Annotated in this window: 15 protein-coding genes; 6 read left to right on the forward strand and 9 right to left on the reverse strand. The window is 38.3% G+C overall.

Annotated features, from left to right (window positions below; translation table 11 throughout):
* Window positions 1-200 precede the first annotated feature (200 nt).
* From QUE35_RS01205 to araJ, 5 genes are all read left to right on the forward strand, one after another.
* The gene (locus tag QUE35_RS01205) at window positions 201-521 is read left to right on the forward strand and encodes a hypothetical protein (RefSeq protein WP_009316818.1); all 321 of its coding nucleotides are present in this window, start codon (window positions 201-203) and stop codon (window positions 519-521) included.
* Window positions 522-617: 96 nt separating this feature from the next.
* The gene (locus QUE35_RS01210; protein ID WP_022599436.1) at window positions 618-1328 is read left to right on the forward strand and encodes an OmpA family protein; all 711 of its coding nucleotides are present in this window, start codon (window positions 618-620) and stop codon (window positions 1326-1328) included.
* A gap of 115 nt (window positions 1329-1443) precedes the next feature.
* Window positions 1444-2925: a proline--tRNA ligase gene (gene proS / locus QUE35_RS01215; protein ID WP_009316820.1), complete on the forward strand. Its 1482-nt coding sequence runs from the start codon at window positions 1444-1446 to the stop codon at window positions 2923-2925.
* A 119-nt stretch (window positions 2926-3044) separates the two neighbouring features.
* A complete protein-coding gene (locus QUE35_RS01220; protein WP_022599421.1) occupies window positions 3045-3884 on the forward strand; it encodes a patatin-like phospholipase family protein in 840 nt (279 codons plus the stop codon).
* Between the two features lie 135 nt (window positions 3885-4019).
* Entirely contained in the window at window positions 4020-5177 is a 1158-nt protein-coding gene (araJ, locus tag QUE35_RS01225) for an MFS transporter AraJ (RefSeq protein ID WP_022599419.1), read from the forward strand.
* On the opposite strand, the gene QUE35_RS01230 is transcribed toward araJ, so the two are convergent.
* From QUE35_RS01230 to QUE35_RS01255, 6 genes are all read right to left on the reverse strand, one after another.
* A complete protein-coding gene (locus QUE35_RS01230; RefSeq protein ID WP_009316823.1) occupies window positions 5172-5804 on the reverse strand; it encodes a chloramphenicol acetyltransferase in 633 nt (210 codons plus the stop codon). The two genes, araJ and QUE35_RS01230, sit on opposite strands and share 6 nt — an antisense overlap.
* 50 nt (window positions 5805-5854) lie before the next feature.
* A complete protein-coding gene (locus tag QUE35_RS01235; protein ID WP_009316824.1) occupies window positions 5855-7378 on the reverse strand; it encodes a family 43 glycosylhydrolase in 1524 nt (507 codons plus the stop codon).
* 221 nt (window positions 7379-7599) lie between these two features.
* Window positions 7600-8193 carry a WG repeat-containing protein gene (locus QUE35_RS01240; protein WP_122329699.1) on the reverse strand — a complete coding sequence of 198 codons (594 nt, stop codon included), beginning with the start codon at window positions 8191-8193 and terminating at the stop codon, window positions 7600-7602.
* Window positions 8194-8304: 111 nt separating this feature from the next.
* Window positions 8305-10011: an acyl-CoA dehydrogenase family protein gene (locus QUE35_RS01245; RefSeq protein ID WP_022389822.1), complete on the reverse strand. Its 1707-nt coding sequence runs from the start codon at window positions 10009-10011 to the stop codon at window positions 8305-8307.
* 15 nt (window positions 10012-10026) lie between these two features.
* Entirely contained in the window at window positions 10027-11046 is a 1020-nt protein-coding gene (locus QUE35_RS01250; protein WP_009316827.1) for an electron transfer flavoprotein subunit alpha/FixB family protein, read from the reverse strand.
* A 48-nt stretch (window positions 11047-11094) separates the two neighbouring features.
* On the reverse strand, window positions 11095-11970 hold the full coding sequence (locus tag QUE35_RS01255; RefSeq protein ID WP_022599415.1) for an electron transfer flavoprotein subunit beta/FixA family protein: 876 nt from the start codon (window positions 11968-11970) through the stop codon (window positions 11095-11097).
* 238 nt (window positions 11971-12208) lie between these two features.
* Between QUE35_RS01255 and QUE35_RS01260 the strand changes: the two genes are divergently transcribed.
* Window positions 12209-12550 (forward strand): cupin domain-containing protein, encoded by a 342-nt coding sequence (locus QUE35_RS01260; RefSeq protein WP_022599413.1) that lies wholly within the window; start codon window positions 12209-12211, stop codon window positions 12548-12550.
* A gap of 17 nt (window positions 12551-12567) precedes the next feature.
* On the opposite strand, the gene QUE35_RS01265 is transcribed toward QUE35_RS01260, so the two are convergent.
* From QUE35_RS01265 to purL, 3 genes are all read right to left on the reverse strand, one after another.
* The gene (locus QUE35_RS01265; protein WP_022599411.1) at window positions 12568-13785 is read right to left on the reverse strand and encodes a glycosyltransferase 87 family protein; all 1218 of its coding nucleotides are present in this window, start codon (window positions 13783-13785) and stop codon (window positions 12568-12570) included.
* Between the two features lie 206 nt (window positions 13786-13991).
* Window positions 13992-15395 (reverse strand): amidophosphoribosyltransferase, encoded by a 1404-nt coding sequence (locus tag QUE35_RS01270; RefSeq protein WP_009316831.1) that lies wholly within the window; start codon window positions 15393-15395, stop codon window positions 13992-13994.
* Between the two features lie 100 nt (window positions 15396-15495).
* Window positions 15496-19191 carry a phosphoribosylformylglycinamidine synthase gene (purL, locus tag QUE35_RS01275; protein WP_022599409.1) on the reverse strand — a complete coding sequence of 1232 codons (3696 nt, stop codon included), beginning with the start codon at window positions 19189-19191 and terminating at the stop codon, window positions 15496-15498.
* Between the last annotated feature and the right edge of the window lie 65 nt (window positions 19192-19256).

Here is a 19256-nt window from a genome sequence, read left to right on the forward strand (position 1 = left end):
TAAGTTTTAACAAAAATAATTTTACATGCTTATTTTATGGCTCGATTTATTATTAATTGAGAATTAATATTTGTTTGAGATAGAAAATTAATTTGTTTTTATTTCCTCTATTTTTAAAATACTCAAAAAAGAGTGTATGAGTTTGGATATGCCGATAAGGTTGCTTACTTTTACCCGATAAACTTTATAAATTTATCTTTATGAGCCAACAAGATGATTTGCAATATGATGAAGATGACGCCGTGAAATTTATTCGGAATTTTCTTCCTGGAGAAGTCGCTTCTAAGTTTTCTGATGATGATATCAACTATGTAATCGATCTGATATATGAATTTTACGAAAGTAAAGGATATATGGATGAGAACAATGATAGTGAGGTCGATATCATAGAAGATGAACTGACCGAGTATGTGATAACGAATGCTCGTAAAAACGGATTTACACGATTTGATGCGGATGATGTTTCTATGGTAGTTCAAGGTGAACTTGAATATTGCGATTCTATAGGAATGTTCGAATGATTGTTACTTTTATGATTGTATGAAAAGGAATGATATTTATATATCTTTCCGTTTTTTTGTGAGAGTTTGTCTCCAGTACCGTATAGCTCGTTTTTAATGAAAACCAAGATTTATATCATATATTTGCTGACTTTATTGCTATCTTGTCCTTTTTATATAGAGGCACAAGATAATCAATCTGTAAAAGAGAAAAACCGTATATCTCGTTGGATAGATTCGGGAAAACGCTTTTTTAAAAAGAGAGAAAAAAAAGATGAGATACACATAAACCTCCATGAACTTACTTTAGAGGAAAACATTAAAATACCAGTTCCGGCAAGTTCGGCTGTCAATAATTTGAAAACTGCTTTGTCTCAGGAAGTACGTCGTTTGAGCCGGATAAAGCATGCTCAATTATCTACGCCTCGAAAAGGAGAAGTTATAAAGGTCGTTATTCCGATGGACCAGCTTTTCCAACCCAATGATACACTTTTGTGGGATAGAGCAGAATTGATTTTGCGTCCGTTTGTCAAATATGTAGAGAATCCCGATTATTATCATATTTTGTTGGCTGCGTATACCGATGATACAGGCAGTGATGCTTATACACGTAGGTTATCCGAATCTCGCGCACGTGCCGTAGCAGGATGGTTACAAGAGCATGGCGGAGTGTCAGACTACATAGTTCCCTATGGTATGGGAAACTCAAATCCTATAATGCCGAATACATCGGATGCCAATAGAACCGAAAATCGGCGTATGGAAATTTATCTTGTCCCGGGTGAGGCTTTGTTAAAGTTAGCAGGAAAAGGAAAGATTACATATTAGTTATAAATGTGCATTGTTATATTGATTTTCAATAGTAAAAGCATGAAATAATTCCGCTTTTTTATAATTTTGCATCTCGAAATCAAAATTAGGATTATAAAAATATCATAAATACATGGCAAAAGAACTGAAAGACCTGACAAAACGCAGTGAAAATTATTCTCAATGGTATAATGACTTGGTCGTAAAAGCCGATTTGGCGGAACAGTCGGCAGTAAGAGGTTGTATGGTTATAAAACCTTACGGATATGCAATATGGGAGAAAATGCAACGTCAATTAGATGATATGTTTAAGGAAACCGGACATGTCAATGCTTATTTTCCGCTATTGATCCCTAAGTCTTATTTAAGCCGTGAGGCGGAACATGTCGAAGGTTTTGCTAAGGAATGTGCGGTTGTGACTCATTACCGGTTGAAAAATGCAGAAGACGGTTCTGGCGTTATTGTCGATCCGGCAGCAAAACTGGAAGAAGAGTTGATTATACGACCTACTTCCGAAACTATTATTTGGAGTACCTATAAAAATTGGATACAATCTTATCGTGATCTGCCTATTCTCTGCAATCAATGGGCAAACGTGATGCGCTGGGAGATGCGCACAAGGCTATTCTTGCGTACGGCAGAGTTTCTTTGGCAAGAAGGTCATACGGCCCATGCTACCCGTGAGGAAGCGGAGGCAGAGGCTCAACGCATGTTGAATGTGTATGCCGATTTTGCTGAAAATTATATGGCGATGCCGGTAATCAAGGGAGTTAAGTCGGCAAACGAACGGTTTGCCGGAGCTTTGGATACCTATACTATCGAAGCTTTGATGCAAGACGGTAAAGCTTTGCAATCGGGAACTTCTCATTTTCTCGGACAAAATTTTGCAAAAGCTTTTGATGTGCAGTTTGTTGATAAAAATAATAAACTCGACTATGTTTGGGCGACTTCATGGGGAGTTTCTACTCGTTTGATGGGAGCTTTGATTATGTCTCATTCCGATGATAACGGCTTGGTATTGCCTCCTAAGTTAGCACCGATTCAAGTAGTAATAGTCCCCATTTATAAAAATATGGAGCAACTGGCTGTCATTGATGAGAAAGTTGCCGGTATCGTGGCTAAATTGAAAGAATTGGGAATATCTGTCAAATATGACAATGCCGACAATAAACGTCCCGGATTTAAATTTGCCGATTATGAATTGAAGGGAGTGCCTGTTCGTTTGGTTATGGGAGGACGGGATTTAGAAAACAACACGATGGAGGTAATGCGTCGCGATACATTAGAAAAGGAAACGGTCTCTTGCGATAATATCGAATTGTATGTGAAAAAGTTACTGGATGATATTCAGTCTAATATTTATAAAAAAGCTTTTGATTATCGTGCTAAACATATTGTTGAAGTCGATTCTTACGATGAATTTAAAGAAAAGATTGAGGAGGGCGGATTCATCCTTGCTCATTGGGATGGAACACCAGAAACAGAAGCTCGTATCAAAGAAGAAACTAAAGCGACGATACGTTGCATTCCTTTTGATGGAGATATGACTCCGGGTGTTTGTATGGTAACCGGTAAGCCTTCTGCTCGACGAGTTCTATTTGCCCGTGCATATTAAAAACAGACGGTATATTAGTCAATAAGGAAACTTTGAAAAAGGTTTCCTTATTTTTTTGTCATTGATATAGAAAAACGAAACTTTTATTATTTTTGGTTGTTCTAACACAAAAAAATATTATGATTAGTGATTGGGCTTTAGTCTTAGAGGGTGGTGGAATGAGAGGAGTATTTACTTCTGGAGTTCTGGATTATCTTATGGATAAAAACATCTATTTCCCATATACGATAGGTGTATCGGCAGGAGCTTGTAATGGATTATCGTATGCATCGAAACAACGGGGACGAGCTAAAATTTCGAATATAGACTTATTGGATAAATATCATTATATAAGTCCTAAATTTTTTTGGAGCAATAAAAGTATATTGAATATGGACTTTTTATTTGATGAGATGCCCAATAAGGTTCTTCCTTATGATTTTGATACCTATTTTGCATCACCGGATCGTTTTATCATGGTTACTTCAAATTGTGAAACTGGAGAAGCCGAATATTTTGAAGAAAAACGATCTCCGCAAAGATTATTGCAGATATGTAGGGCGTCCAGCAGCCTGCCGTTTGTTTCGCCGATTGTATGGATTGATAATAAACCGATGCTGGATGGAGGAATTTGTGATCCTATACCTTTTCGGAAAGCTTGTGAAGACGGGTATGATCAGATGGTTTTGGTCTTGACACGTAATAAGGGATATAGAAAAGAAGAAAAAGAGGTGAAACTTCCACCATTTTTTTATCATAAATATCCGGCATTGAAAAATCGGCTTTGTCACCGTATGCGTGAGTACAATAAAACGATGGATGAAATAGAAATGATGGAAAAAAATAATCAGGCAATCGTTATACGTCCTCAAAAGCCCTTAGTCGTTGATCGGATAGAACAGAATATAAAAAAATTGACAGATCTATACGAAGAAGGATATTATTGTGCCGAAGCTGTTTTTTCGGCTGTTAACTTGTAGGCATTTATTTTTACTTAATATGTTTTCATAGAAAAGGAGTTCTGCGTTTTTGAAGAATGAACGTAAAAAAACAGTTAAAGAAAACCTTATGTTACGATAATATTTTAATTTTGCCGACTGAAAATTTTTAAGGATATGAAAAAAAGTCTTATAGCATTGGCATTCGGTACATTAGGTTTGGGGATCGCCGAGTTTGTAATGATGGGAATCTTGCCGGATGTTGCTAAAAATTTGCATATAAACATTGCTACGGCAGGACATTTGATTTCTGCGTATGCATTAGGAGTCTGTGTTGGTGCACCTATGCTTATTTTAGCGAGAAAATTTCCTTTGAAACGTATTCTGATGGGTTTGGTGGCAATTGTTATGATAGGAAATATCTGTGCATCTTTAGCTCCGAATTATTGGGTAATGCTTGTCGCTCGTTTTATATCCGGATTACCGCATGGAGCTTATTTCGGTGTCGCATCTATCGTAGCTGAAAAATTGGCGGATAAAGGAAAAGGATCGGAAGCCGTTTCTATTATGATTGCGGGAATGACTATTGCAAATTTGTTTGGTGTTCCCTTGGGGACGTCTTTGAGCGCGTCGATATCTTGGCGGTTGACTTTCCTTTTGGTAGGAGCATGGAGTGTTATTATTATGTATTATATTTGGCGGTGGGTTCCTCAAGTCGAGAACTTGCCGGATACGGGGTTGAAAGGACAATTTCGTTTTCTTAAGTCTCCAGCACCATGGTTATTATTAGGTGCGACTATGCTGGGAAATGGAGGAGTATTTTGTTGGTATAGTTATGTAAACCCTTTGTTGACACATGTTTCCGGATTTTCACCTCATTCGATTACTTTCTTTATGGTTCTTGCCGGGTTTGGTATGGTCGTGGGTAATTTGACGGGAGGAAAAATGTCTGATAAATATACACCGGGAAGGGTAGCGGCTTTTGCACAGGGGAGTATATGCATTGTATTGCTCATGATTTTCTTTTTTGCAAAAGTTCCTTGGTTGTCAGTCCTTTTAATGTGCCTTTGTACAGCCGGTCTGTTTGCGGTTTCAAGCCCGCAACAAGTATTGCTGATTCGTTATTCTAAGGGTGGAGAAATGTTGGGGGCAGCAAGTGTCCAGGTTGCATTCAATTTGGGAAATGCTATTGGTGCTTATTGTGGAGGATTGCCCCTACAAGCCAATATGGGTTACCAATATCCGGCACTGATCGGAGCTCCTTTTGCCTTATGCGGTTTTATTTTGTTGACGATCTTTTTTAGAAAATACGAATCTATGAGAATCCGGTCATAATAAAGATTGTGCATCGATCATTTTTTGTATAAGAAGAGCTGCATCACGACCATCCGTAAGCCCATGGTGTGCACTGATAGAGATAGGAAGAGTATATTTCTTTTTTTCTTGTATTAATTTTCCCGTAGAAATTTTAGGTACAGAATCTCCGGTTCTGATAGAATCTGCATGTTTCATGTCGGAAAAAGCAAACCAAGGTAAAGCTGAATAGCGTATGAGATCTTTTCTTCCTGTATTTTCAGAGAAAGATAATCCAGTGCTATTTTTTACTCTGTTTATCTCTTTCTCAGCGTTTTGCATAAAAATATTGAAGTCTGTACTATATTCGAAAAAAGCGAATCCGAAAGTTCCGTCTTCTCTTCCGATTGTGGGAGAAATATTGATTTTATCGTATTTCACGACATTTTCACCTTCTATTCGCAGTTTAAAAGCATCTATATCATTGATACATTTTAATAGAAAATGTATAGAGTAAAGAAAAAAAGGTTTTTCTAATTCTTTGCTTAGCAAATAGATTTTGGTAAAATCAACGGTTGTAGTAATGCCCCAAAAAGGATCATCGAGTTTTGAAAAGAAATAAAAATGTTCTTTTCTATTCCAAGAGTTTATGTCGATAATTTGTTTCATTTTTCCAAATCCGTATTTTTATTGTATATTTTAGACAGGCCCTAATATCATTATTGAATAATGAAATATGAAAATTCAGCAGGTTGATCAGATTCTCCGCAATGAATAAGTCCGGGACGGGCGACTCTGTCCCAGCGATCTAATTGATTATATCCGTTCTTGTCTGTATTTATTATATGCCAATCTTTTTGATTCTTACTCCAGAAAAATGAACAATTGCATCCTTCTGTTATTTTTATTTTTAGATAAGGTTTATTTGTCGGTAAATTCATTTTTCTTATGATATTTTCTTTTCCGTCTTTTACTTCCTTTAAAATTAACTCGTTATTTTGGTATCCCAATATAACCAGATTTTTGTCATCGCCATAAAAAGTAAGGCCTTTCAAACTTTTGTTCGAGTTTGTTACTTGGGTTTCAAATGAATAATTCGGTTTTACGGATCGTACACATAAGGCAGTTCCGTTTTGACTGTTATTTTTTTGAGTACCGCTGAGCAATAGATATCCATTACCTGTTTTTGTATCTATATCTGAATAGAGGTAATTCCAGCACCAGTCATTTTTAAGTTTTTTACTTTTGAAATTGTCACGAAATTCGTTTATGATTTTTTGCTTTGTTCCGGGAAATGGTACGGGTTGTTGAAGTTGAGCTATATCTCCAGACTTGAATCGAAGCCATTGATCTTTATCTATGGTCAGCTCTAATAAAATAGGCTGCCTTCCTGTAAAAAATCCCGCTCCATTTAAATAAGCATGACAAAGATAAAACATGCGTCCATCCGGAGTTGTCGTCACAGTACCGTGTCCACAAGAAAGAATGTCGTTACTTCCTGTAAGAATCGGGTTACCCTCATATTTCTCATAAGGGCCTTTTAGTGTTTTTGAGCGGGCGACATAAACCTGATAATCGCTTTTAGGACCGCAACAGTTATTCGTCGCATACATTAAGTAATAGTAGTCGCCTTTTTTAAACCAATATTGACCTTCCATTAAAGTGTGGTCGTCATCCCGTAGAAGGGTAAAAGGTTCTCCTTCGAGCCGTAATCCGTCTTTAGACATTTTGTTACACAATAATTCTATCGGGCGTTTGTCAAGACCGTAAGCTTTCCAAGTGATATATAAATCTCCGTTATCTTCCATGACAAAAGCGTCGATAGCTTCTTTTCCGAACTTGACTAATAATCCATGATCCGTAAACTCTTTTTCCGGATTATCGGAAGTCGCAACACCTATATACGAAACGCCGTTCTTATCTCGAGCAGTATAATAAACATAAACTTTGTTATTATGGTAAAACAATTCGGGAGCCCAGAACGAAGAGAGTGTCCATTCGGGTTGTTTATTGAATATATGTCCGGTCTGTTTCCAGTTGATCAAATCGTTTGACTTAAACATTGGATAATACGGAGCCCATTCTGAGGATGTCCCTGTCGCATAATAAGTGTTGCCGATTCTGATAATCGTAGGGTCGGCCAGATCGCCCCGAATTACCGGATTATTGTATGTTTCGACTCGCTGTCCTGATGTAAAATGAATACATGATATACAAGCGAATAATAGTAATAATTTTTTCATGTGTGTGTAGTTTGTGTGGTGAATTATTATTTTAGATTATCATCAGTTAGACTTAACCGATGATAAATAAACTTTTAGTGAATTATTTGAAAAATAAAAGGTGACGATTTGCAAACCGTGCGAATTTCAGTGTTTTGAATTGTTATGCTGTCGAATAACTCTTCTAACTACAAAAATAAAACAATCACTTAAAAGAACAAAATCTTGGGCATATTTTGTAATCAAGGATCTGTTATAAGAAGGTTACTTGGTCGTTCTTTATAGCTGTGTTTAACAGCTATAATAGTACTTTTGTTTAACAGAGTGACTTCTATCATCGTAATATTTTTGATGGCATCCTTTATCTTTATCATCATCCAATCATTAGAGTTATCATAAGGTAAATAGAACCACCGGGCTAATCCTATAAAACCAATTCGATATTGTCTATTTTCTTTATCATCTATAATTTGCGTTGGTATCCATTCCATAACACTGAATTGAGGGAGTAGTGTTCCTGTCCTATCTATATAGAACCATTTATCACTCTCCCAATAATGATATTCCCCTTTAGAATTTGGTACTACTTTTTTTTCTCCTTTATTTGTAACTTTCGCTCTTCCATCCTTAAAAGGAAAACCAAAAGCAAATTGAGGTTTAATGATAATTGCCCCTTTTTCATCTATATATCCTATACGCCCCCGCCTATCTACAATGCGGCGCATTCCGTCTTGTATATAGTCTTCACCATTATCAATCTGATAGACTGTATAACATTTATTTGATATACATCCGATAAATAATAATAAGATAAAAAGCCCGATGTAATATTTCATAATAAAATATACTTTATCGTTTTCTTTTGATCAACTATATTGGGTTACAAATATACGTAAAAGAGGCCGTCTCATTTTGAGACCGCCTCTTCTGGATTTTTGTAAGGAGAATTATCCTTTGCGATAAAATTCTAAATCTTCAACATTGAATTTACTGATAAATTCAGCCTGTTTTTTTACTTCAGCTTCTCCGAAATGGATATATACTTCTGCCGAATTGCGGAATGAATCGCATCGGGTCGTATCTAATAGCAATAAATGTCCCATAATGATGTGACCGGCCATTTCTACCATACGGCGTGCATGAAAATCAATATATTCGTTGTCTTTAGTCTCGACAACCGAAGCCACTGTTTTTTCGTAAATTTCAGTCATGGCTTTTAACCGGTTCTGTAAAGGAACTAACTCAGGACAGATTGTTTCCTGTTCATAGAACTTCATCATATTAAGGAATGTCCCGGTAGTTACGTGACGGATAGCAGCGACAACTTGCAATTGTGTTGTACCTTCATAAATAGAAGTGATACGAGCATCCCGGTAAATACGTTCACAAGCATAGTCTTTCATGAATCCCGAACCTCCGTGAATCTGTACACAATCATAAGCATTTTGATTACAGAATTCACTGCTCATTCCTTTGGCAAGAGGAGTGAAAGCATCGGCTTGTCTTTGATATTTTTTCATCTCGTCACGTTCCTCTTTTTCGAGTTTACGTTCTTTTGAAATATCTTCATATACTTTATACATATCTACAAAACGGGTTGTCTCATAAAGTAGTGAACGAGATGCATCGAGTTTGGCTTTCATCAGAGATAACATTTCATAAACGGCTGGAAATTCGATGATTGCTTTACCGAATTGTCGTCGTTCTTGAGCATAAGTAAGAGCCTCTCTATAAGCTGCTTCAGATACTCCGACCGATTGTGCTGCAATTCCCAGACGAGCACCGTTCATCAATGCCATGACATATTTGATCAACCCCATTTTGCGATCTCCGCAAAGCTCGGCTTTGGCATTTTTGAATACCAGTTCACAAGTAGGAGAACCCTTGATTCCCATTTTGTTTTCTATGCGTCGAACGGTTACGCCGCCATCGTTTTTATCGTAGATAAACATTGATAATCCGCGGCCGTCTTTGGTCCCTTCTTCCGAACGAGCCAGAACAAGAGCTATATGTCCGTCTCCATTTGTAATGAATCGTTTTACACCGTTCAAATACCAGCATCCGTCTTTTTCACTGTAAGTTGCTTTTAACATAACAGCTTGAAGATCTGAGCCGGCATCCGGTTCGGTCAAGTCCATAGCCATAGTTTCTCCGGCACAAACACGAGGGAGATATTTTTGTTTTTGTTCTTCGCTGGCAAATTCGTAGATAGTCTCAGCACAATCTTGCAATCCCCAAATATTAACAAATCCGGCATCTGCGCGACTTACCATATCGGCTGCCATGATATACGGTACAAGAGAAAAGTTCAGTCCGTTATATCGGCGAGGGATAGAAATTCCCATTAAGCCGGCTTTTACAAGGGCGTCCAGATTTTTTTCTGTTCCGGAAGCATATTTAACCCGTCCGTTTATAACTTGAGGACCTTCATGGTCTACGCTTTCGGCATTGGGAGCAACGATGTCTCCGCATATCTCACCGGCGATTTCAAGAACTTTTTCATAACTGTCCATCGCATCTTCAAAATCGATGGGAGCATAGTCATATTTTTCGGCATCGGTATAGTTTCGTTCTTTAAGAGCTACCAAACGCTTCATTAGCGGATGGTTCAAGTGATGTTTAAGGTCACTGTTATCTAAATAAAAATTAGCCATATTCTTTTGAGTTTATTATTTGCTATTCTTCTTATAATATTTGATCATTTTCGGAAGAATATCTTCTACAGTTCCGGTAATTACATAATCTGCTATTGTGTTGATCGGTGCATTCGGATCATTGTTGATTGCGATGATCATCGAACTGTCTTGCATACCGGCAATATGTTGTATCTGTCCGGAAATACCGCAGGCAATATACAGTTTCGGGCGTACGGTAACACCTGTTTGTCCGATCTGACGTTCATGTTCTGCATAACCTGCATCGACAGCGGCACGAGAAGCTCCTACTTCCGCACCGATGGTAGCGGCGAGATCATAAAGTAACTTGAAATTTTCTTTCGATCCTACTCCATAACCTCCGGCAACGATAATCGGGGCACTTTTGATGTTGATTTTTGATTTTTCGATCTGTCGTTCGATTACAGAAACGACAAAGTCGGTATCCGAAACATATTTTGATGCATCCAGTTTAACTACTTCGCCTTTATATGTTGGAGAAACGATTTCTTTTTTCATTACACCTTCGCGCACTGTTGCCATTTGAGGTCGACACTCCGGATTAACGATGGTTGCAACGATATTTCCTCCGAAAGCCGGGCGAATTTGGTATAATAAATTTTCGTAAGATTTTCCTGCTTTTTTATCCTCGTGAGATCCTATTTCAAGAGCAGTACAATCTGCTGTTAATCCGCTATGCAAAGCAGAAGAGACACGAGGTCCTAAATCGCGGCCGATGCTGGTTGCTCCCATAAGACAGATTTGAGGCTTTTTCTCTTTGAAAAGGTTGATAAGAACCGATGCGTGAGGCTGTGACGTATAAGGATAAAGCCTTTTGTCATCGACAAGGTAAACCGTATCAGCCCCGTATGGGAAAATTTGTTTTTCTACTCCGTCTAAATTGCTACCGATAACAAGAGCCTCAAGTTTACAATTCAGTTGATTGGCCAACGAACGGCCTTTAGTAAGCAATTCCAAGCTTACATCGGCGATGATGCCGTCTTCTATTTCGCAATATACAAATAAGTTATTCATACGATTTTCTTTTGGAGAGTTAATGATTTTTTGTCACGTATCTGATTATTATCCGATTGTGTGGTTTACTATTAACTCTTTCATGAGTTCATCTATTTCTGTGTCGTTTCCGGATAATTTTTTACTTTCTTTAGCCTGAAAAACGACATTCTCGATTTGTTTTACCTTTGTCGGAGACCCAGCCAATCCTACTTGATCCAGGTCTGCATCAACGTCGGACACACTCCATTCCGTTAGATTCAGATAAGGGCGGTTTTCGTATAAATTGCTGAAATAGTCATTATCCTGATTTTGTCTTTCACTGATGGTTTTGGCATATTTATACCGCTGTATTAGTTTCGCATTGCGCGGACGGCAATCATCTGCACTTCCATTAACGGTTATGACTACCGGATATTTGGCTTCTACAACTTCGACACCTCTTTCCAGACGTCTTTTGACTTGTATTTTGCCGTCCTGAACTTTTAAGATTTTTTCTGCATAAGTAATTTGTGGCAAACCAAGTTTTTCTGCGACTTGAGGGCCTACTTGGGCTGTGTCTCCGTCAATTGCTTGACGGCCTCCGATAATAATATCGTAGTCTTTCATTTTCTTGACAGCGCAAGCCAATGCATAAGATGTTGCTAATGTATCAGCACCGGCGAATGCCCGGTCGGTAAGTAATACCCCGCCGTCAGTTCCTCTGAACAAGCCTTCTCGTATAATATCAGCGGCGCGAGGAGGTCCCATAGTCAGTAATGATACGGTCGATCCGGGGTACTGTTCTTTTAATTGCAGAGCCTGTTCGAGTGCATTCAGGTCTTCTGGATTAAAAATAGCGGGTAATGCTGCTCGATTTACCGTTCCGTCGGCTTTCATGGCATCTTTACCTACATTTCTCGTATCCGGTACTTGTTTGGCAAGTACGATAATTTTTAAACTCATAATTGATAGAGATATTAGATTTGAAATATTGTTATCTAAAAAGCATTTTTCAACGCTCCACAAATTTACTGAAAGCTGTTAATCTGACAAGTGTTTTTATTGAAAATTTGATGTTCCGGAAGATGTTCCGAACGAATTCTTAAGGATAAAAGCAATTTTTTTAGATAGGCTTTTGTGCATGTTACTGTTGTTTGATTCATATCTGTTTTATTATCTTTGAATCGTAAAAATATGATTTATGAAACAAGAGAGCGATAGTTTTCAGTTTGAGAATACAACAGAGTGGGAGAGTGCCGGAGTTGGAGTCATCCGTCAGATTATGGCTTATAATAAGAATATGATGATGGTTAAGGTTAAGTTCGAAACAGGAGCGGAAGGTGCACCTCATACACATCCGCATACTCAGGCTACGTATGTTGTAAGCGGAATATTTGAATTTACCGTAGGAGGTGAAACCGAGATTGTTCGTGCCGGAGATGGCGTTTATATGCGCTCGGGAATATTGCATAGTTGCAAATGTATAGAGACCGGTATTTTAATCGATACATTTACTCCTATGCGGGAAGATTTTATAAAATGATTATTGGGGCAAACTTTTTATCGTTCTTTTGACGAGGAGTTTAAATTATTTTTCTTGTTTAGTAGATATTGTCGTATAGCTATCGAAATAAATAATACCCACATTAATATCATGCTTATGTTATTGATTTTAGGAGTGAATTTATTTAACTGAACAGGTAATAGTATCCAAATAAATAAAAACAGAGTTAAGCAGGTCTCTATGCTGGATAATTTGCTGTTTGCGGATAATAACATGATCAATAACGGAAAAATATAGATACCGTTGTAAACGAATGCTTGCTGGGGAACTAATACACAAATCATAGCCGCTAAGCCAAAACGGATTAAAGAAGATTTGGTCGTAAAGAATAATCCTGTGGAAAGCAATCCCAAGATATAAGTTAGATATTTACCCGTTTCGTAAAGTATAAATTGATTTTCTATATTCAATGTCTTTCCTAATTGTAGGAATAAAGGAATGATCCCGAACCGATATACCGAGAAAGACATTCCGTAAATAGTTGTTTGTTCTTTTACATTTTCATACAGTTGACCGATATTTTCGAATCCGTTTTCAAAAAATAAAAAAGGTAAGAATGCCAATAAAAAAGCAAGAATTGCATATTGGAAAAATGTTTTGTATTCTTTTTTGTATAAATAATATAAGCTGAATATAGCCGGAAATATCTTTAAAACAGAGGCGATAGCCAGACAAATTATTCCATACCATTTTTTTTCGTTTTGATCTTTCACATATACGAAGTAATTGATGCAAGCTGCTGAGATCATAATTTCGTTTCCACGCTCCAAAGCGTAAAGATTGATGGATGAAAAAAATATGATAAACAATATGATCGGAGAACATTTATATTTTATACACAAAAGATATAGAGAATGAAATAATAGGAAGAGCGAGAGTAATGTAAAGAAAAAGCAGCTCAATACGGCTATTTGAGAATTCCAACAATCTTCAAGCGATATTGAAGAGTAGTTGGTAAGCAAAGTAAACGGATATAAGATCATGTAAGAGAACGGTAAATAATTTTTGTTACAAGTACCGTTCAATTCATTATAATACGGGTTCTTATCGGCAATATAAATTAGAGTATTATAGAAGTCGGCAAAGAAATTATCTAATTTCAGAAAAAATACATGAAGTTGGTGTGAGGGATCTGCAAACAATAGTATGATCCAGATACAAGCTAATAAAAAAGTAAGTCCTGTGAATATTTTTTTGATTCTACTTTGGTTCATAAACGCATTACTTGAATGTCTTAAAAAACAATGTAATGCAAATATATTATATATTTAAGGTAATAAGAAACCTTGTTTGATTATTTTATAATATTGGGAAGAATTGCATGTTTATAAAATTAGACTGTTATAATATAAAAAATGATATGCACCCTAAAAGTTTTCGTTTAACTTTTAGAGTGCATATCGTTTTTCTTATCGGTATGTTATTCGTAACTGCTTCCATCGAAACAGTGAGTGCAAATACATTCTTTAGGTAAACCTATTGATTTGACGAGCGTTTCCAATGGATTGAATTTCAAAGTCGTAATATTCAGATCTTTTCGGATGCAATCCACCATTTTGCAATATTGGGGAGAATTTGTGGTTGCATAAGCCGGGAGATTTTTAGAGCAATCTCCTTCAAGATTTTTTATAACCCTCCGCGTGATGAGTTCCAACTCCGATTTTGAACCTGTGAAATTCAGAAACTTACAAGGGTAAATTAATGGAGGACAACTGATGCGCATATGCACCTCTTTAGCTCCATAACGATATAAATCATTTACATTGTCATGAAGTTGAGTTCCCCTGACAATAGAGTCATCACAAAAAACGACCTTTTTATCTTTCAATAATTTTTTGTTAGGGATCAGCTTCATTTTTGCTACCAGTTCTCGCATTTCTTGTGTAGGAGGAGTAAAACTTCTCGGCCATGTCGGAGTATATTTAACGATCGCTCTTTTATATGGAATTTGTTTTCCGACAGCATATCCCAGAGACATGCCGACCCCGGAATCGGGAATACCTGATACAAAATCTGCATCGATATCATCGTTTTTACCCATTTCCACACCGCAGTCGAAACGCATCTCGTCAACATTCTTCCCTTCATATTCGCATACGGGATAACCGTAATATACCCAAAGGAAAGAACATATTTGCATTTTTTTATTGGGTTTTCGCAGTTGAGTAAAACCATCGGCTGTAATTTGAACGATTTCTCCCGGTCCTATATTATAATCCATTTCATAACCCAGATTCGGAAAACTGCAGGTTTCGGATGATACCGCATAACCGTTTTTCCCTTTTCCTATCATGATAGGTGTTCGTCCATATTTATCTCGTGCCGCAATAATTCCGTTTTCTGTAAGAAGAAGCATCGAACAAGAACCTTTCAATCGATTATAGACATTCTCTATCCCTTCGACAAAAGTTTTGCCTTCGATAATAAGCATGGACACCAATTCCGATTGATTGGTAATGCCGTTACTGTGTTCGCAAAAGTGATTTCCTTTTGCCAAAAGTTCCTTTTCAAGTTCCGGCAGATTAGTTACTTTAGCAACTGTTACTACGGCAAATTTCCCTAAATGAGAATTGATGATAATCGGCTGAGCATCGGTATCGCTGATAACGCCTATTCCTGAATTTCCTGAAAAAGAAGGAAGGTCAGCCTCGAATTTTGTACGGAAATAAGAATTCTCGATATTATGAATCGAGCGAGTAAAATTTCCGTTATTCAAAGTTACCATACCTCCACGCTTTGTTCCCATGTGAGAATTGTAATCTACCCCATAAAAGAGGTCGGCTACACAATTTTCTTTTTTTATCGTTCCAAAAAAACCGCCCATTGTTTATTGAATATAATACTTAATTGTAGATGTGATGTTATTGATGTTAAAAAGAACGGGAACGTTCGGTATATACCCGAGCGTTCCCGTTATAGCATTATTATTTTTTATGCTGTTCTACCCATTTGCGGGCATTTACGAATGCCTCTATCCACGGGGTCACCTGATCTTCGTTTTTACGGTTGGTCGGATAATACCCCCATTGCCATGGGAAAATCGCGCGTTCGAGGTGTGGCATCATAGCCAAGTGCCGTCCGTCGTTTGTTGCGATACCCGCAACGGCAAAAGGTGATCCGTTCGGATTGGCCGGATAAGCATCGTAGCTGTATTTTGCTATGACATTATATTTGTCGATATCATAAGGTAATTCGAATTTTCCTTCTCCGTGAGCTACCCATACTCCTAATTTGCTGCCTGACAGAGATCCGAACATTACTGAATTATTTTCGGGAATAGTCAAGCCGATAAATTCAGATTCGAATTTATGTGAATCATTATGTCGCATCTTAGGTTTCTTTTCGTGATCCGGAGTCAATAGTCCCAATTCTACCATAAGTTGACAGCCGTTACAAATACCTAAACTTAGAGTATCCTCACGTGCATAGAAATTGTCCAAAGTGGCTTTAGCCTTTTCATTCCAAAGAAATCCTCCGGCCCAGCCTTTGGCAGAACCTAATACATCCGAATTGGAAAAACCTCCGCAATAAACGATCATGTTTATATCTTCAAGCGTTTCCCGCCCGCTGATCAAATCGGTCATATGGACATCTTTGACATCGAAACCGGCCAAATAAAGAGAATAAGCCATTTCCCGATCTCCGTTTACACCTTTTTCCCGAATAATAGCCGCTTTTATGCCGCTCGGTTTTCTGCGGTCGGCACTGATTCCGTATTGTGCCATTTTTCCGGTGAAATCGTCATTAAATTTAATTTGTAAAGGTTGTTCCTTATAGTTGTTGAATCGTGCGGCGGCAGCTTTTTCTCCGCTTTGTTTACGATCGAGCAGATAAGAGGAAGAAAACCATACGTCACGCAAATAATCGATTCCAAACTGATATTCTGCATTGTCTTTCTTGACCAGAATGTGACGTTCTTTGCAAGGCCGTCCGATTTTGGAAAACCCGATGCCGTTATTTTGCAAAATCTTTTCGACGCTGTTCTTGTCTTTTACCTGAATCAATACTCCCGGATTTTCACTGAAAAGGATTTTTATAATATCTTTTTCTGCGATTTTATCGAGATTTATTTCCAAACCGCCTTCCGGATTTCCAAAGTTCATTTCGAGCAGGGCAGTAATCATACCGCCGGCCGAAATATCATGACCTGCCAGAATGAGGTCCTTTTCGATTAATTCTTGTATTGTATTGAATGCTGAAACGAAGTATTCCGAATCTTTTACAGTAGGTGCTGTTTTACCGATTTTTCCGAGCGATTGTGCAAAAGCCGATCCCCCGAGCTGAAAATTATCGAATGAAAAATCTATATAATAAATAGCCGTATTGCGATCACGAATGAGTACAGGAGAAACGACTTTTTTTATGTCCGACACTTCACCTCCCGCTGAGATGATAACAGTTCCCGGAGCGAAAACTTTTTCGTCACCGTATTTTTGAGTCATAGACAGACTGTCTTTTCCTGTGGGGATGTTGATTCCCAGATCACAAGCAAATTGACTGCAAGCCTCCACCGCTTTATATAGACGGGCATCTTCACCTTCATTTTTACATGGCCACATCCAGTTGGCGCTTAACGATACACTTTTCAATCCCTCTGTCATCGGTGCCCATACGATGTTGGTAAGAGCTTCCGATATGGCAAGTACCGAACCGGCAGCCGGATCGATCATGGCTGCTTGCGGTGCATGTCCGATAGAAGTAGCAATACCCGATTTCCCCCGATAATCCAAAGCTACTACGCCACAATCGCTGAGAGGTAGTTGTATTTCACCCTGACATTGTTGGCGAGCCACTTTCCCGGTTACGGAACGATCTACTTTATTGGTCAGCCAATCTTTGCAAGCTACGGCTTCAAGTTGTAGGACATTTTCCAGATATTCATGTATTTTTCCGGTTTCGTAGGCAACGTCCTGATAATTCTCTTCGACCGTGTGATCTTTCATAAAGGTACGGGGCGCTTTGCCGAACATATCCTCCATGGCGAGATCTATCGGTTTTATTCCGTCTTTTTGTTCAAAGACAAAACGCATGTCTCCGGTAGTTTCTCCTACGACATACATCGGTGCACGTTCACGGTCTGCGATCTTTCTAACATGATCGATGTCTTTTTCACCGATAAGCATTCCCATGCGTTCCTGACTTTCGTTTCCGACAATTTCTTTTGCAGAAAGAGTCGGGTCACCTATCGGCAATTTGTCCATCTCGATTTTACCACCTGTCGTTTCTACCAGTTCCGACAAGGCATTCAAATGTCCTCCGGCTCCATGGTCATGAATAGAAACGATGGGGTTATTGTCCGATTCGGCAAGTGCACGAACGACATTCGATACACGTTTCTGCATTTCAGGATTAGCGCGTTGTATAGCGTTTAGTTCGATAGCATTGGCATATACACCGGTTTCTACGGATGATACAGCACCGCCTCCCATTCCGATACGGTAGTTATCTCCACCCATAACGACAACTTTCTCACCGGGTTTAGGAGCCCCTTTGAGAGCGTCCCGCATAGTTCCGAAGCCGACACCTCCTGCCAACATGATAACTTTGTCGTATGCAAATTTTTTATAGTTCTCCGCGTGCTCAAAAGTAAGAAGAGATCCGCAGATCATCGGTTGTCCGAATTTGTTCCCAAAATCCGATGCTCCGTTTGATGCTTTTACCAGAATTTGTTCCGGTGTTTGATAAAGCCATTTCCGTTCTGGCATAGCTTTCTTTTCCCATTCGCGCCCCTTTTCCGTTCTGGGATATGAGGTCATATATACTGCTGTTCCGGCAATAGGTAAACTCGCTTTCCCACCGCCTAATCGGTCGCGTATTTCTCCACCTGTTCCGGTTGCAGCTCCGTTAAACGGTTCTACGGTAGTCGGGAAATTATGTGTTTCCGCTTTTAGGGAAATAACGGTTTTTATATCTTTAATTTCAAAAAAATCGGGCTTGTCTTGTGATGCCGGAGCAAATTGTTCGATTACCGGTCCTTCGTTAAAAGCAACGTTGTCCTTATATGCCGATACTAATTTGTTCGGATTTTCTTCGGATGTTTTTTTTATTAATTTAAATAAAGAGCTTTCTTTTTCTTGTCCGTCGATGATAAAAACTCCATTGAATATTTTATGTCGGCAATGTTCTGAGTTGACTTGGGAAAACCCGAATACTTCGCTATCGGTAAGTTTTCGTCCGATTTTTTTTCCTAAATCGTTCAAATAATTTATTTCATCTTCACTTAGTGCAAGTCCTTCCTGTTTGCTGTATGAAGCGATGTCGTCTATATAGACGATAGGATCAGGTAATTTGTTTATTTCAAAAATAGACTGATTTAGTCCGTTATACATGCGTTGGAGCATCGGATCGTGATCTGCCTTTTCGCTTTTTACAGGGAAATATTCTTCGATACGGGTTATTCCTTTTAATCCCATGTTTTGGGTAATCTCCACAGCATTGGTACTCCACGGGGTAATCATTTCTTTACGAGGACCGACGAACCAGCCGTCGATAATTTGTTCGTTTAGTACTTCGGCCTCACTGAAGAGCCAGCTCAGTTTCTCTGTTTCATGGGACGAAAGAGTGTGATCGGTATCGACTGCTATCACATTCCGGGAAGGTGTTTTGAAAAAAAGAACCATTATAGTCTATTTAAATTGTGAATTATTTTGACTGTTATTATTGTTCTTGATAATATTTTTATTCT

Source organism: Coprobacter fastidiosus (assembly GCF_030296935.1).
GTDB classification, from domain to species: domain Bacteria; phylum Bacteroidota; class Bacteroidia; order Bacteroidales; family Coprobacteraceae; genus Coprobacter; species Coprobacter fastidiosus.

Excerpts from the sequence above, each read along its gene's own strand:
- QUE35_RS01265 (WP_022599411.1), bottom strand. The coding sequence starts at position 13,785 with ATGAACCAAAGTAGAATCAAAAAAATATTCACAGGACTTACTTTTTTA.
- QUE35_RS01270 (WP_009316831.1), bottom strand. The coding sequence starts at position 15,395 with ATGGGCGGTTTTTTTGGAACGATAAAAAAAGAAAATTGTGTAGCCGAC.
- QUE35_RS01240 (WP_122329699.1), bottom strand. The coding sequence starts at position 8,193 with ATGAAATATTACATCGGGCTTTTTATCTTATTATTATTTATCGGATGT.
- QUE35_RS01205 (WP_009316818.1), top strand. The coding sequence starts at position 201 with ATGAGCCAACAAGATGATTTGCAATATGATGAAGATGACGCCGTGAAA.
- proS (WP_009316820.1), top strand. The coding sequence starts at position 1,444 with ATGGCAAAAGAACTGAAAGACCTGACAAAACGCAGTGAAAATTATTCT.
- QUE35_RS01255 (WP_022599415.1), bottom strand. The coding sequence starts at position 11,970 with ATGAGTTTAAAAATTATCGTACTTGCCAAACAAGTACCGGATACGAGA.
- QUE35_RS01260 (WP_022599413.1), top strand. The coding sequence starts at position 12,209 with ATGAAACAAGAGAGCGATAGTTTTCAGTTTGAGAATACAACAGAGTGG.
- araJ (WP_022599419.1), top strand. The coding sequence starts at position 4,020 with ATGAAAAAAAGTCTTATAGCATTGGCATTCGGTACATTAGGTTTGGGG.
- QUE35_RS01250 (WP_009316827.1), bottom strand. The coding sequence starts at position 11,046 with ATGAATAACTTATTTGTATATTGCGAAATAGAAGACGGCATCATCGCC.
- QUE35_RS01245 (WP_022389822.1), bottom strand. The coding sequence starts at position 10,011 with ATGGCTAATTTTTATTTAGATAACAGTGACCTTAAACATCACTTGAAC.
- QUE35_RS01230 (WP_009316823.1), bottom strand. The coding sequence starts at position 5,804 with ATGAAACAAATTATCGACATAAACTCTTGGAATAGAAAAGAACATTTT.
- QUE35_RS01235 (WP_009316824.1), bottom strand. The coding sequence starts at position 7,378 with ATGAAAAAATTATTACTATTATTCGCTTGTATATCATGTATTCATTTT.
- QUE35_RS01220 (WP_022599421.1), top strand. The coding sequence starts at position 3,045 with ATGATTAGTGATTGGGCTTTAGTCTTAGAGGGTGGTGGAATGAGAGGA.
- QUE35_RS01210 (WP_022599436.1), top strand. The coding sequence starts at position 618 with ATGAAAACCAAGATTTATATCATATATTTGCTGACTTTATTGCTATCT.
- purL (WP_022599409.1), bottom strand. The coding sequence starts at position 19,191 with ATGGTTCTTTTTTTCAAAACACCTTCCCGGAATGTGATAGCAGTCGAT.